Source organism: Parafrankia colletiae (genome assembly GCF_001854655.1).
GTDB lineage: Bacteria > Actinomycetota > Actinomycetes > Frankiales > Frankiaceae > Parafrankia > Parafrankia colletiae.
Genome location: NZ_MBLM01000002.1, coordinates 104,489 through 119,278, shown reverse-complemented (window position 1 = coordinate 119,278; position 14,790 = coordinate 104,489). Strand labels below are relative to the sequence as shown.

General features: G+C 74.4%; 10 protein-coding genes. 5 read left to right on the top strand and 5 right to left on the bottom strand.

Annotation, left to right across the window (positions count from 1 at the left end):
- The first annotated feature begins 10 nt into the window (after window positions 1-10).
- Both CC117_RS00590 and pyk read left to right on the top strand, forming a co-directional pair.
- Window positions 11-2,215: an ABC transporter ATP-binding protein gene (locus CC117_RS00590; protein ID WP_071081745.1), complete on the top strand. Its 2,205-nt coding sequence runs from the start codon at window positions 11-13 to the stop codon at window positions 2,213-2,215.
- A gap of 303 nt (window positions 2,216-2,518) precedes the next feature.
- Window positions 2,519-3,934, top strand: a complete 1,416-nt coding sequence (gene pyk / locus CC117_RS00585; protein ID WP_084131154.1) for a pyruvate kinase — start codon at window positions 2,519-2,521, stop codon at window positions 3,932-3,934.
- 208 nt (window positions 3,935-4,142) lie between these two features.
- On the opposite strand, the gene CC117_RS00580 is transcribed toward pyk, so the two are convergent.
- Together CC117_RS00580 and CC117_RS00575 are read right to left on the bottom strand one after the other, a co-directional pair.
- Window positions 4,143-4,649: a pyridoxamine 5'-phosphate oxidase family protein gene (locus CC117_RS00580; RefSeq protein ID WP_071081743.1), complete on the bottom strand. Its 507-nt coding sequence runs from the start codon at window positions 4,647-4,649 to the stop codon at window positions 4,143-4,145.
- Window positions 4,650-5,730: 1,081 nt separating this feature from the next.
- Entirely contained in the window at window positions 5,731-6,162 is a 432-nt protein-coding gene (locus CC117_RS00575) for a hypothetical protein (RefSeq protein ID WP_131802984.1), read from the bottom strand.
- A gap of 1,273 nt (window positions 6,163-7,435) precedes the next feature.
- Here CC117_RS00575 and CC117_RS37190 point away from each other — a divergent pair.
- The gene (locus tag CC117_RS37190; protein WP_071081740.1) at window positions 7,436-8,446 is read left to right on the top strand and encodes a hypothetical protein; all 1,011 of its coding nucleotides are present in this window, start codon (window positions 7,436-7,438) and stop codon (window positions 8,444-8,446) included.
- A gap of 163 nt (window positions 8,447-8,609) precedes the next feature.
- The gene (locus CC117_RS00560; protein WP_241829709.1) at window positions 8,610-9,524 is read left to right on the top strand and encodes a hypothetical protein; all 915 of its coding nucleotides are present in this window, start codon (window positions 8,610-8,612) and stop codon (window positions 9,522-9,524) included.
- Window positions 9,525-10,046: 522 nt separating this feature from the next.
- On the opposite strand, the gene CC117_RS00555 is transcribed toward CC117_RS00560, so the two are convergent.
- Together CC117_RS00555 and CC117_RS00550 are read right to left on the bottom strand one after the other, a co-directional pair.
- Complete coding sequence (locus tag CC117_RS00555) at window positions 10,047-10,682, bottom strand: response regulator transcription factor (RefSeq protein WP_071081739.1); 636 nt, start codon at window positions 10,680-10,682, stop codon at window positions 10,047-10,049.
- A gap of 286 nt (window positions 10,683-10,968) precedes the next feature.
- On the bottom strand, window positions 10,969-12,330 hold the full coding sequence (locus CC117_RS00550) for an aminotransferase class V-fold PLP-dependent enzyme (protein WP_084131152.1): 1,362 nt from the start codon (window positions 12,328-12,330) through the stop codon (window positions 10,969-10,971).
- A 113-nt stretch (window positions 12,331-12,443) separates the two neighbouring features.
- On the opposite strand from CC117_RS00550, the gene CC117_RS00545 reads away from it, so the two are divergent.
- A complete protein-coding gene (locus tag CC117_RS00545) occupies window positions 12,444-13,439 on the top strand; it encodes a 2-dehydropantoate 2-reductase (RefSeq protein WP_241829708.1) in 996 nt (331 codons plus the stop codon).
- A gap of 46 nt (window positions 13,440-13,485) precedes the next feature.
- Here CC117_RS00545 and CC117_RS00540 read toward each other — a convergent pair whose 3' ends face one another.
- Window positions 13,486-14,769: an L-2-hydroxyglutarate oxidase gene (locus CC117_RS00540; RefSeq protein ID WP_071081738.1), complete on the bottom strand. Its 1,284-nt coding sequence runs from the start codon at window positions 14,767-14,769 to the stop codon at window positions 13,486-13,488.
- Window positions 14,770-14,790 lie beyond the last annotated feature (21 nt).

Sequence of the window (14,790 nt, the reverse complement as noted above, 5' to 3'; positions counted from 1 at the left end):
ACACCATTACATGAGAACAGCCGCGGGCCAGAACTGGTCCACCATGCGGTCCTTCCAACGGGACCGCTCCGTCACCCAGGCCCGCCTGCGGCCCGGCACGGTGCGGCGGATCGTCGGCTTCGCCCGGCCGTACCGCCGGCTGCTGGCCGGATTCGGCGTCCTCATCGTGCTCAGCGCGGCAACCGGCGCCGTCACCCCCCTGCTACTCAAGGCGATCATCGACGACGGTGTCGTCCCCGGCCGTACCGGTGTCGTGCAGGTTCTGGCGGGGGTCGTGGCCGGTCTGGCCGTAGTCGAGGCGCTCCTCGGCCTGGCCCAGCGCTGGTTCAGCGCCCGCGTCGGCGAGGGCCTCATCTACGAGATGCGCTCGCAGGTCTTCGACCACGTCCAGCGCCAGCCGCTCGCCTTCTTCGCCCGGACCCAGACCGGCGCGCTGATCACCAGGCTCAACAACGACGTCCTCGGAGCGCAGTCGGCGTTCACCAACACGCTGTCGGCGGTGCTGTCGAACATCCTCTCGGTCGGGTTCGTGCTGGCGGCGATGCTCAGCCTGTCCTGGGAGATCACCGTGGTCGCGCTGGTGCTGCTGCCGGTCTTCGTGGTGCCCGCGCGACTGCTCGCGCCGCGGCTCGCCGCGCTCACCCGGGAGAGCTACGGGCTGAACGCCGAGATGAACACACTGATGACGGAGCGGWTCAACGTCGCCGGGGCCCTGCTCACCAAGCTCCACGGCGAGCCGGACCGTGAGGCGGCGGCCTTCCGTGGCCGGGCCGGGCGGGTGCGCGACATCGGGATCACGCAGGCCATGTTCGGACGGATCTTCTTCGTCTCCCTGACGCTGGTCGCCTCGCTGGCGACGGCGATCGTCTACGGCTTCGGTGGGACGTTCGCCGCGCAGGGAACCCTGCAGGTCGGGACGATCGTGGCGCTCACCGCCTACCTGACGCGTCTGTACGGCCCGCTGACCCAGCTCTCGAACGTGCACGTCGACGTGATGACGGCGCTGGTCTCCTTCGAGCGGGTCTTCGAGGTGCTGGACCTGCGGCCGGCGATCGAGGACGCGGCGGACGCCATCGACCTGCCAGCCGGGCCGCTGGCCGTCGAGTTCGACCACGTGGGGTTCCGCTACCCGGCCGCGGCCGAGGTGTCGCTGGCCTCGCTGGAGTCGACGGCGGTGCTGGAGACCCGGGCCAGCGAGCCGGTGCTGCACGACATCACGTTCCGGGTCGGCCCCGGCGAACTGGTCGCGCTCGTCGGCCCGTCCGGCGCGGGAAAGACCACGATCAGCCACCTCGTCGGGCGTATCTACGACGCGACCGACGGCACCGTCCGGGTCGGCGGGGTGGACGTCCGCCAGGCCCGCGGGCGCTCACTGCGGGCCGGGGTCGGCATCGTCACGCAGGACGCCCATCTCTTCCACGACACGATCCGGGCCAACCTGCTGTTCGCCCGGTCGGACGCCACCGAGGACGACATGTGGGCGGCCCTGGACGCGGCGCAGATCGGCGCGTCGGTACGGGGCCTGCCGGGTGGCCTGGACACGGTCGTCGGTGACCGCGGCTACCGGCTGTCCGGCGGTGAGAAGCAACGGCTGGCCCTCGCCCGGCTCCTGCTCGCCGCGCCGGCGGTCGTTGTTCTGGACGAGGCCACCGCCCATCTGGACAGCGAGTCGGAGGCGGCCGTGCAGCGCGCGCTGACCGCGGCGCTCGCCGGGCGCACGTCGCTGGTGATCGCGCACCGGCTCTCCACGATCCGCTCGGCCGACCGGATCCTGGTGGTCGACGGCGGGCGGATCGTCGAGGCGGGCACGCACGAGGAACTGATCGCATGCGACGGGCTCTACGCCGAGCTTCACCGCACGCAGTTCGCCCCCGAGGCCGACGCCACCCCTCCCCAGGCCGAGGCCACCCCGGCCGTGAGCGAGCCTGCCACAGGCGGGGATGGGGGTGCCCCGGCCGTGAGCGGGGCGGCCAGGAACAGGGATGAAGGTGCCGCTCACGGCGACGCCGGCGCTCCCGAAGCTGACTGGAGCGCCGGCGTCACCCTGGCGACTGTTCAGGCAGCCTCCGGGACGGCGGCCACACCGGTGACGACGCCCCCCGGTCCGGCCAGTACGGATGTCCCCCCGGCGAGCCCGGGGCCGGGCACGTCGCCCGCCGGATCCGGACCGTCGTGGGGGACGGCGATGTCGATGTCACCGGACGCGCGCCGGTGAATTGCGGGATTGTTGGTCATGGCCGGGCTCCAGGTTGGTTCAGGGCGGTTCCGGACCGCTGTCTGGATGTCCGGGATCGTTCGGCGCCGTTGCCAGCTTTCCCGTACCTGTCTGTTCGGCCCCACTTGCGGGCCGACCCTGCGAAGGTACGCCCGAGGTGCCGTTGCGCGCAGCATGTATCGGGACGCCCGGGCCGGAAACGGTCACAGACCCTGCTCGGGCCAAGCGGTGCAGAACCGGCGGGGCGGGGGTGTCACCAGGGGCCGCGGCCAATCCCGTGCGTTCGTTACCTAGGCTTTGACCGTGCCACGAAGAGCCAAGATAGTTTGCACCCTCGGTCCGGCCACCAACTCGCCTGAGATGGTCCGGGCCCTCGTCGACGCCGGAATGGACATTGCCCGGCTCAACTTCTCGCACGGAACGCACGAGCAGCACGCCGCCACCTACGCCCTGGTCCGGGAGGCGGCCGAGGCCGCCGGACGCAGCGTCGGCGCGCTGGCCGACCTGCAGGGCCCGAAGATCCGTCTCGGCAAGTTCGCCGACGGCGGAGTCACGCTGCTGCCCGGCCAGCACTTCACCGTCACGATCCGCGACGTCCTGGGTGATCAGGAGCAGGTCGGCACCACCTACACGGGCCTGCCCCGGGACGTCGCGGCCGGCGACACGATCCTCGTCGACGACGGCCGGCTCAACCTGCGCATCGAGGGCGTCGAGGACACCGACGTCCGCACCACCGTCGTGATCGGCGGCAAGGTCAGCGACCACAAGGGCATGAACATCCCGAACGCTGCCCTGACCGTGCCGGCGCTGTCCGAGAAGGACGCCGCGGACCTGCGCTTCGCCCTGGAGCTGGGCGTCGACATGATCGCGCTGTCGTTCGTCCGGTCGGCGGAGGACTACCAGGCGGTCCGTTCGATCATGGAGGACGTCGGGGTCAGGGTCCCGGTCCTGGCGAAGATCGAGAAACCGCAGGCGGTGGACGAGCTCGACGGCATCATCGAGGCCTTCGACGGCCTCATGATCGCCCGTGGTGACCTCGGTGTCGAGCTCCCGCTCGAGGACGTCCCACTGGTCCAGAAGCGGGCCGTCAGCCAGGCCCGCGAGCGGGCGAAGCCGGTCATCGTCGCCACCCAGGTCCTCGAGTCGATGGTCAGCGCGCCGCGCCCGACGCGTGCGGAGGCGAGTGACTGCGCCAACGCCGTGCTGGACGGCGCCGATGCCATCATGCTGTCGGCCGAGACCAGCGTGGGCACCTATCCCATCGAGGCGACCGCCACGATGGGGCGGATCATCGAGACCGCCGAGGCCGACCTCGGCCGGATCCCGCCGCTGCGCACCCAGCCGCGGACGCTGGGCGGCGCGATCGCCCAGGCCGCGGTGAGCGTCGGGGAGGCAGTGGGCGCGCGGTACCTCGTCGCGCACACCCTGAGCGGGGACACCGCCCGTCGCCTCATCCGCTACCGCAGCTCCGTGCCCGTCCTCGCGTTCACGCCGCTGCCCGCGGTGCGCAACCAGATGTCGCTGTTCTGGGGCGTCGAGACCATCCTGGTGCCGTTCGCGGAGAGCACCGACGAGATGGTCCGGCAGGTCGACACGGCGCTGCGCAAGAACGGCTACTGCCAGCCGGGTGAGCTGGTGGTCGTCGTCGCCGGGACGCCGCCCGGCGTCGCGGGCATGACCAACGCGATGCGGGTGCACCGCATCGGTGAGGCGGTCTGACCGCCGAGCCAGGCCGGCCCCCGCGCCCCGATGGTGGTGGGGCCGGCCGTGGCGGTGCCGACAACGCTCACGGCCCGGCCCCGCCGGTGCCAGTCACGCCGGCGCGTCGTCGAACTGCAGCTTCGGCGGCGGGCACGACGACAACTGTTCAGCGGCACCGGCCGCGGGCCGCCCTACCGGGTGGCAGCGGCCTGGGCGCGTGCGACGGTCAGGCCGCCGACCCGAGGTCGATCACGCGCCGTGGGTCGTCCGGATGGTTGATCTCGTCGAACAGGGTCCACCGGTGGACCCGGATCTCATAGAGCCGGTGCGCGTCGGCGTCCTCGCGCCACCGCTCGACATTGGCCAGCGAGGCGCCCGCCGGCCACCGCCGGTGGTAGATCGGGAGCAGGTCGTCGGCGGCGTCCTCGGGTACCTGCCGTGCCGTCCCCGCGAAGCTCACCCCCTGGACCTCCTGACCGAGCCCGTCGAGCTCGATGGTCAGGACTGCGCCGCCCACCCGCCGGTCGGCGCGGATGTTCCGGCAGTGCACCCGGTCGGGGCGCGAGATGAACAGGAGCCGGTCGGGGTCGAACGAGCTCGCGTACCAGAGGTTGCAGACCACCGGTTCGCCGTCCGCCGCCAGTGTCGCGATCTGCATCACCTTTCCGTCCCGGACGTAGTCCCGGGTCAGGGCCAGATCGGCGGAGACTGCGTTGGATGTGGACGTTGACACGGGAATCCTCCCAATCGTCGGGTGTGCCCTGCAACGTGAACCGCACTCCCACCGGCTGGGACCGAAGTATCGCCGGCGGGTGGCCAGCTGGCTGACCGTCGTTCAGGAATTTCTTCCGATCTTCGCTCTTTGATCACGAAGTGAAATCAGTAAACGCATTTGTAGTGGACGTGTCCTCCGTCACGCCTGTCGTCGGCTTTGCGCGTTGTCTCCTTGCTGCTCGACGGGGCCGGGGCTCGCGGATCGAAGGGGAAAACCGGGCCGGGAACTGCGAAAACGCCGGAATCGGCCCCGCCGGCCGCATATCTGTCACAGATTGGAAACACGCTGTGCGGGTATGGTAATTGCCACCCTGGTGTCGACGCCCTGTGTAATTGGTCCCGCACGGTGGGCCGGATGGCCGCTGGAGCATGGTGTGGGGCCTGCTCCGTTGATGGCACGGAGGTGGGTGCGGGTCCGGTGGTGGGTTGTCGCCGCCGACCTCATCCGCTACCGTCGGCGCGCCTGGCCGTCCCAGTGATGTTGGTGAGCCCCGTGGGCCCGGTCCTCGCCGGGGGCTGCTGATCCGCGATCCGCACCGAAGCCGGCGGGCGCGGTAGTCCGTGCCACCGGGCGGCGGGTCGGGCGTCCGCGTACTTAGGGGACGTTTTGTCCGGCCCGCGTGCTGGCGGCGGGCGTAGGACGGATACCGTCGCCCGGTTCGCCGGTGAGCCGTCAGGACCGCCGGATGGAAGCACCGCGCGTCAGGAGTGAGTGCATTGGCCGACCAGGGCGACCCGGCGGAAGGCGCAACGCCCGACACCGGCACCGGGAAGGGCGAACCCGCCGGCTCTGGTCGTTCCCGCCCCACCGACCCCGCCCCGCCGGCGACTGCCCGGAGGGAGACGCCGTCCACCGCCGCCGCGGAAGCTGCCAGGACCGCCGCGGATGCCGTCAGGAAGGAGCGCGGCGGCCGTGCCGCCGGCGGCCGTGCCGCTGGCCCCGCGCCCACCTCGGCCACCACCGCCGCGCCCGGATCCGGCTCCAGCCCCGCGGCCCCGGCCCGGCCGGTGGCACGGACACGGCCCGGAGTGCTGCCACCTCAAGGCGGGGGGACGGCAGGAACGTCCTCGCCCGGGCCCGCCAGCCGGCCCGCCACGCCGGCTGCCCCCGCCACGCCCCCGACCGGCGCACGGTCCTCCACCCCACGATCGGCTGCCGCACCGTCCGCCGCGACGCCGTCCGCCGCGACGCCGTCCGCCGCGACGCCGTCCGCCGGGACGGCACCGTCCGGTAAGGCGTCACCTGCCGGGCCATCCCGCACAGCGTCATCGACACCCGGCACCACCGGCGGACCGGCGCCCTCCGGGGTGTCGGGCGCGTCAGGCGCTCGCACGCCTGGGGCACCCGGTGCGCCGACCCGCCCGGCGGCCCCCGTCCGTCCGGCTTCACCGGCACCGGGAAGGCCCGGGGCCACTGCGCGGGCGCAGCCGGCCGCCCCGGCCATCCCTGCCGCGCCTGCGCGGACGTCCACGGCCACTCCGTCGTCCGCGTCAGCCTCCGGTGCACCCGCCTCGCCGGCCGCGGGAACCGGAGGGTCCGCAGGGCCGACGCCGCCGGCCGCGCCCCGGCCGGCATCCGGCCCGGCGGCCCGCAGCGGCCCGCCCCGAGGTGGGTCCGGCGCCGCGACGCCGGGCCCCGGGGACAAAGCCGGCGTGACAGCACCGCCAGCCGCGGGCAACCGTGGCGCGGCCAGGACCGAGCCGGAGCAGGCGGCCGGCGCGGGGAGACCAGGCGTCGCCACCGCCAAGCCGGGGAGCGGCACTGGGCAGCCGGGGAACGGCGCGGCGCAGCAGAGAAGTGGTGCGGCGCAGCAGCGAGGTGGTGCGGCGAACCCGGCCGGCGGCGCGGCGTTGCCGGGGGGCGGCAGCAGGCCGGGGGGCGGCAGCAGGCCGGGTGGTCAGGCGGCCCCCCCGGGCACGGCGCGGCCCGGTTCCACCGCGAAGCCGGATGGCCCGGCCAGGCCGGCCTCACACGGCGAACCGGCGCCCCCAGCCTCCGCTGCCAAGGCACCGGGCGCGACGCCGCTGCGGCCCACCGGCCCGTCGGACGCCTCCGCACGGCGGGGCTCGTCCCCGTGGCCCTCGCCGCTGCGCCCGCAGCAGGGGCAGGCGCCCGCGCCGGCCGGTGGATCCGCGGCGCCGTCGGCGTTCCCCCCGCGGTCGGGTTCCTCGTCCGCCGGGGGGCAGCCCGCCGGGCTCGCCGGTCGGTCCGGCGAGCGCGGCGACACCCAGCGGCCGCCATCCCTGTTCAACCCACGCGGCGCTGCCTCCGCTCCACCCCAGTCCTCCCGGCCTGAGCAGTCCTCCCGGCCCGAGCAGTCCGGACAGCCGGCATCGTCCGCCCGTCCCGGCGGCTCGACCGGTCCCGGTGGCCCGGCCAACCCCGGCGGCGCCTCAGGTTCACCCGCGCCGCTGCCGGGCCGGCCGCCGGCCCCCGATCGGGCGACCTGGTTCGAGCGGACCGCCGAGGGTGCCCCCGGACCCGGCGTCAGCAAGGGGACGGACGCGGTCACTGGCCACACTCCGGCCGTATCCCGCACCCCGACGAGCCCGCTGGCGCCGCTCGCTCCCTACACGCCACTCCCACCACTCCCGCCGCTCGCTCCCTACAGGCCGGCCGCGGCGCCGGGCACGGGCAGGGAGACCGGCCAGCCTGGCCCGTCCGCACCGCCAGCGCCGGCGCCTTCCGCTCGTCCACCAGCACAGAGCCGAAGCGCGCCTCGGCCGGACGGCACGCCGCGCGGCGTGCCGTCGGAGCCGTTCACGCCGCCCGCCGCAGTGGACCCGCCGACCATGCAGGTGGACCTGCGCCGGGCTGCGACCCGTCGGGCGCCGGCCGCCGCGTCGCCGGCCGCCGCGTCGCCGGCCGGCGACGGCGGCGGCGACGCTGGTGCGCTCCCGTTGCCCGAGCAGAGCAGCCACCGCCCGTTCGTCACCGGCACCAGAGGCGAAGGCGGCACCAGGGGCCCGGGCGGCACCACGACCGCGGGCGGCAACGCAGGCGACCCGACCGCGGGCGGTGGAGGTGCAGCCGCGCCGGACGCGCCACCGACCACGGGGGTGCCGCGGCCGGCGGCCGGCAGGGAGAGCGAKAGGATCTCCCGCCCRCACCCGCACCCGCACCCGCACCCGCACCCGGAGCCGGCCCGGGAGGAGTCCGCCCCGCAGCCCGCCGCGGCGGAACCGACACAGCTGCCAGATGCAGAGCTGGATCCGATACCGGTGCAGGTACCGGGACCAGCGCTGCCCCCGAGCCCGGGAGCTGCTCCCGGTGCGGGCCCGGCCGCCAGCCCGCGGCCGCGTCGGCGCGACGCCGCCCTGCTGGCGCTGTCCGGAGGCGCGGCCGCGATCGCCGCCTTCCTGCCGTGGAGCACTCTGACCAGCGGCGACGAGACTCGTACGTTCAACGGGTTGACGGTGGGTGACGGGCGGTTGACGCTCGTGGCGGGTCTGGTCCTGCTCGCCGCCGGCCTGGCCGGGCTGCGCGGCTCGGCCGACGGCGCTGCCCGGTGGCCGGGAGGTGGAGTACTGGCCGGGGGGACGGCGGCCAGGCTGTCCGCCGTCCTGCTGATCGTGCTGGCGGGTTTCGACCTCGCGTTCGGTCCACCGCCGCTGTCGTCCTTCCGTGCCATCTCGGCGGACGTCTTCGAACTCCGGCCCGAGGTGGGGGTCATGGTCACCCTGGCGGCCGGTGTCGTGGCGCTCTACGCGGCGACCCGTGGCGGCGGCCGTGGCGGGCGGGCGGGGCACCGCTGACGGGCCGGCGGTCCGGCGCCGTCCGGACCGCCTCCGCCTGGTCCGTGCAGGCGGTAGGCGGCATGCGGTCGGTGTCTGCGCGTGGTACGACCGTCGCAGGACGTCCGAGGGACGGGGTTGGCTGGAGCCGGCGGCCCCGGGCATGCGGTGGCGGGAGGAACGGGTGGGGGAGCAGCGGAGCCCGTGGGCCCGGCCGGTCGGCGGGGAGGACGCCGCGCCGGTTGGTCCGGACGGGAACGCGGGTGACCTGACCGCCTGGCGGGCGGCTGCCGCCGCCACCGCCGATCCCCGCTGGGCCCGGGCGTCGGTGGCGGCCGAGCGGGCCGGTGGCGCGTCACCGTGGGCCGCGGACGGGTCAGGTGATGGCGACGGCGGATGGGGCCGGGGACGGCACCAGCCCTGGGATCCCTGGGACGATCCGGCCGCCAACGGGCAGACCGGTTCCGACCCGGCGGAGGTCGCGGTGGGCCCGTTGGCGCGCGCTGGGGACCGGCCGGCCGCACAGCCGTACGCACGGACTCCGGCCCGTGGCGCGCGCCGGAGTCTGGCGGTGCTCGTCCCGCCGCTGGTCGTCCTGGCCGGCGGCGCGGCCGTCATCGGCTCGACGATGACGTGGGCGACGGTCCGCGCCTACGGCCTGATGGAGTTCGCCGTCCGGGGGACGGATCCGGACCAGCACGGCCATCTGACCATGGTCCTCGGCCTGCTCGCGATGGTGGCCGGCCTGCTGCTGGCCGGCCGGCGGGTCGACTGGGGGCGGATGCTCGCCGTGGTGGCGGGCCTGATGCTCGTTCTGACGGCGGTGGTGGATCTTGCCCGCCTGCACCGCGACGGCCTGCTGATCGGGTCGGGCCTCGATGCCACGACGGACATCGGCCCCGGACTGTGGGTCATCGGGGCCAGCGGCGCCGTCCTCCTCCTGGCGGGTGTCCTGGTGCGCTTCACCGCCCTTGTGGGGCCTGGGGCCCCGCTGAGCGGGCCCGGGCGGGGTTCCGGGCGAGGCCTCGGCATCCGCGGTGGCACCGAGGCGGAGGTGAATGCGGCGGCGCCTCGGACGGGGCGGCGGGGGCCCGGATAACGGGCCCGAGAACGGGAACGGAAAGTGCCGGGGACTGAAAGTGCCGGGGACGGAAAGCGCGAGGACAACTGTGTGGGGACCACAGCTGAAGGATGTCCGAGCAGTTATCCCTGCGGGTTCGCCCTTACCGRCATGACCCCCGAACAGGGGACCGCGGGTGGCTGTATTTGGGTCATGACGTACGGAGATGCGCCGTGCAGACTGTGCTCATGGCACGCGGGTGACGGGGGATCGGACGTTCGGGCCGGGGGGATACCGGACGGCCGATGACACCTGCGGGCCCCGGGCGCGCACTCTGTCGGGCACAGGGGGGGCGCGAGGCATGCGCCGGACGCGGGGATCCGGCGTGCGCCAGGTGGTGGGTACCGGCTGCCCGAGCTGGTACCCACCACGAATCCTGCCCGCCACGCCTGACGAGTGGCAGGCCCACTGGCAGACCGGACGTCCGGCCGGGTTCGGACCAGCCGGGTTTCGGACCAAGGGGGGTGGCTGGCCAGATCACCCGATCAGCGGGTCGTGGGATCAGTCGAGGAGTCCGTCCTCGACCGCCCGCCGGTAAAGGTCGATCTTGGTGTCGGCTTCCCGCCCGGCCCTGCGGTACTTCATCCGGACCCGCTCGATGTACTGCTTCGCGGTCTCCGGGGAGACCTCCATCTTCCGGGCGACGGTCTTGAGGGCCATGCCGGTGGCATAGAGGCGCAGGGCCTCCATCTCCTGCGGCGAGAGCTGCGGGCGGTCCGGTGCCTTGTCGGTGAGCAGAACGAAGGCCAGGTGGGGCGAGACCCAGCCGTTGCCCGCGCTGGCCGCCCGGATCGCCGTCCCCAGCTCGTCCACGTCGTCGGTCTTGGTGACGAAGCCGCATGCTCCCGCGCGCATCGCGCCGCGGACAGCCTCCGGTTCGCCGAGCGCGCTGAAGACGATCACGGAGGATCCCGCCTCGGTGAGGGCCTGGATGTTGCCGGGTGCCTCCGATCCGTCGCCCAGATCGAGGTCGAGCAGGGTGACCTGGGCCTCCCGGCCCGGCCCGGCCAGCAGCGCGCGGATCGATGTGGCGGTTGCGACGAGCTCGATGCCGTCCAGGCCTGCGAGGACGTCGGTGAGCCCGCGCAGCACGATGGGGTGATCGTCGACCGCGGCGACCGAAATGATCGTTGTCACCGGCTCGTGGACTCCCGCTTTGCCGCTCTGTCGGTCACGGCTCTCCACCGTTTCTGCCCGCTCCCGGGCATAGGTATGACGTGTCCGCCCCCCACCGGAACGCCACCGGACACGATGCCCGTAAGGGAGTTATTTCAGCAGATCTACACCGGCGGTCACCAAGAGGCACCGGACGGGCGTCGATAATCACTCGCTTTTGCAGGTCTTAGTAGTAATTTATGACTATTTTCTGGTGATGCTCGGTTCGGGTAAAGGTGGAGATCGGAGTCCGTCCCGCGTACGGGGATCAGGTGGGCCGGGCACCCGGCCGCCCCCACCGGTCGAGCGCCTCCGCGAGCAGTTCGAACTCGCCCGGGGTGGCGTAGACGTGCGGGCTGACCCGCAGCACCGGCCCGGTCAGCTCCGGTGCCCGACCGGCCGGGATCGGGCTGGTCAGGATTCCCGCCTCCTGATAGAGCGCCCGGGAGACGGCGAGCGGGTCGACGTCACCGGGCGGGCACAGCGTCACGATCCCGCAGGGTGAGTCCGGCTCCTCGCCCAGCCGCCAGCCGGCGACGCCGCCGACGGCTCGCCGGGCGAGACGGGCGAGGGCGGTGATCCGGGCCCGCACCGCTCCGGCGTCCTCGGTCGCCAGCTCCGACAGCGCGGTGGCGAGCCCCACCCGGCTCGCCACCGAGGCCTCCCCGACCGACAGCCGGACCGGCCCCGCCAGCGGCCGGACGGCGGCCCCGCCCCGTCCCGCCGTCCCGCCGGCCGGCGGATGTAGCTCGACCGGGTGCGCCGAGTAGAGGCTGGGTGCCCCGACCCCCAGGCGATCGATGACGTCGGGGCGCACCGCGACGAAGCCCGCGCCGCGCGGGCCACACAGCCATTTGCGTGCGGTGCCGACCCAGGCGGACGCCGCGATCCCGCCGACGTCGACCTGGCCGAGTGCCTGGGCGACGTCGAGAACCAGATCAACCCCGGCCGCCGCGCACCGGGCCGCCACCTCGGCCGCCGGCTGCACGACCCCCCGCTGGCTGGGCACGTGGGGGAAGGCCGCCAGCGCCAGGTTCTCCAGGCCGACACCGCGAGCCGGTGCGCGCGTCCCGCGGTGGCTGCCGAGCGGCAGCATCCCCTCGCGGTCGAGGCGGGCGATGTCGATGCGCCCCAGCCGGTCGACCGGGAACTCGACGAGGTCGAGTTCGCTCCGGGACGCCAGCAGAAGCAGGTTCGCGCCGTAGTCGCCGGGCACGATGCCGACCCGGGCGCCCGCCGACAGGGGCCAGGCGGCCAGCAGGGCCGCGAACCCGGCGGTGGCCGAGTACTGGAACACCACGTCGTCTCCGGTCAGCTCCGGCCCGATGAGGGCCGCGAGGCGGGAACGCGCGCCCGCGACGACGTCGGTGGCCTCCAGCTCGGCGACGTAGGCCCCGGCACGGGCCTCCCGCTGGAGATGGTCGGCCTGCGCGGCGACCGTCGCGACCGTCGGACGGCCCGCCGCCGCGGCGTCCAGATGGACGATGCCGTCGTCGATCCGGGCGGCGCGCCAGCGCCGGCCGATCTCCACCCCCGGAACCGCGGCGGGGCCGCCGCCGGGTGGCGGGACGGCGCCACCAGCCGCGTCACCGTGGTCGCCCGTGCCGTGGTCGCCCGTGCTGTGATCCACCGGCTCAGTCTCGCAGCGGGGCGGGCGGGAGCAAAGCTGATTCCCCGCGGCGGCGCCGCCAGCGGGTCGGGCGCCGGGGCTCGCCGTCCGGACCGTCCTGGCAGGCTTGGCACATGACTGTGTCTCCCAGCGCCGTTCCGGACCACGACGCGGCGGTGTTCCGAGGGCGGGTGGCGGGGCCCGTGAACCCGGCCGAGCGCGTCCGGCCGGCCCGGGTCGCGGTCGTCGGCGCGGGAGCCGTCGGCGCCTACGTGGCCGCCCGGGCCGGGCAGGCAGGCGCGGAGGTGGTGCTGTGCGTGCGCCGCGGCGCCTACGACCGGGTCCGGGTGGTCAGGGACGAGTCGGCGGGCGGAAACTTCGAGACGCCGTTGCGGGTGATCACCGACCCGGCCCGGCTGGACGCCCCGCTCGACTGGGTCGTGATGGCCACCAAGGCCCACCAGACCCACGCCGCGATGGACTGGCTGCACGCCGCCCTCGCCGCCTCTGCGGAGGGGCTGGGCGTGGTCGTCGCGCAGAACGGGGTGCGCCAGACCGAGCGGGTCAGTCCACCGGTGCCGCGGGACGCCGTCCTGCCGGCGGTGGTGTACATCAACGCCGAGCTGCCCGAGCCCGGCGTCGTACGCCACCTGGCGTACGGCGTGCTTCAGATTCCCGACAGCCCGCTCGGCGAGCGGTTCGCCCGGGTGCTGCCGCCCGGGGACGTCCGCCTCGTGGACGACTTCGTGACGGCCGCCTGGTCGAAGCTGTTGAGCAACAGCGCGGCCAACTCGGTGACCGCGCTCACCGGGCGAGGCCTGGAGGTGCTGGGCCGTGCGGATGTCGCCGAGCTGGCGCTGGCCGTCATGCGCGAGACCGCCGCGGTCGGCCGCGCGGACGGTGCCCGGCTACCCACCGACGCCCCGGAGCGCACCCTGGAACGGCTGCGCCGCCAGCCGCCCGGCGCCGGCACGTCGATGCTGCGCGACCGCCTCGCCGGCCGGCCGCTGGAACACGAGGCGCTGATCGGCACGGTGGTCCGTCTCGGGCAGCGGACCGGGGTGGCGACGCCCGCCAGCGCGGCGCTGCTGCCGCTGCTGGCCGCCCTCAACGACGACCGCGCCGGGTGAAGTACGCCGGGTGAGGCCGGAGTGAGGTGAGGGTACGCGGCGCGGGTCAGGAGGCGCGTTCGGGCACCACGTCGGCCACGATGTGCTCGGCGATCGCCAGGGACGCGGTGGCGCCCGGCGACGGGGCGTTGCGCACGTGCACGACCCGTCCGCGCACGGCGAGCACGAAGTCGTCGACGAGGCTGCCGTCCCGCGCGACAGCCTGGGCGCGGACGCCGGCGGGCCCCCGCACCACGTCGGCGGCGCGCAGCTCGGGGACGTAGCGCCGGGCCTCGGCGACGAACGCCCGCCTGCTGGCGGTGCGCAGCATCTCCTTGGCGCCGGTGCGCCAGTGCGTCTTCGCCATCGAGCGGAACCCCGGCCAGGCCAGGGTCTGCCGCAGGTCACCGCGGTCGAGGGTGCCCACGGTGTACCCCTCCCGCGCGGTGGCGAGCACGGCGTTCGGGCCGACGAGGATCTCCCCGTCCACCCGCTTGGTGAGGTGGATGCCCAGGAACGGGTAGCGCGGGTCCGGCACGGGATAGATGAGGCCGCGGACCAGGCTGCGGCGTTYGGGCCGCAGCAGCCAGTAGTCACCGCGGAACGGGATGATCCGCGGGGAGCTGTCCTCCCCGGTGAGCGCGGCGACCTGGTCCGAGTGCAGGCCGGCGCACGAGATCAGCAGGTCGAACGGGCCGACGGACTCGGAGACCGTGTGCACCAGCCCGCCGTCCACCGATGACGTCCGGTGCGAGCCGTTGGGTCGGACCGCCGCCTGGCCGCGGACCCGCACGCGCAGCCGGACGCCCCCCTTGTCGTCGTCGACGCCGATCACCTCGGCGCCGGTGCGGACGGCGCCGCCCGCGTCGAGGATGTCGGCGCGCATCGCCCGCGCGACAGCCGGGTAGTCGACGATCGCGGTGGTGGGGGAGTGCAGCGCGGCGACGCCGCGGGCATGGGGCTCGATGGCGCGCAGCTCGGTGGCGTCGAGCATGCGGGTGTCGGGCACCCCGTTGGCCTCCGCCCGGCGGGCGATGTCGGCGAGGCGGTCGAGCTCGCTGTCGTCGACGGCGACGACGACCTTGCCGCACTCGTCGTAGCGGATGCCACGCGCCTCGCAGTACTCGCGGAGCATGCCGACACCACGGCGGCACAGTGTCGCCTTCAGCGAGCCGGGCTTGTAGTACAGCCCGGCGTGTACGACGCCGCTGTTGCGCCCGGTCTGGTGCTGGGCGATGTCCGGTTCCTTCTCGAACACGGTGACCGTCGACCCGGGCATGACCTGCCCGAGCCGGCGGGCCACCGCCAGCCCCAGGATGCCGCCGCCGACGACCGCGATGCGCTCCGGCACCCGTGCCCCCTCCGCTTGTTC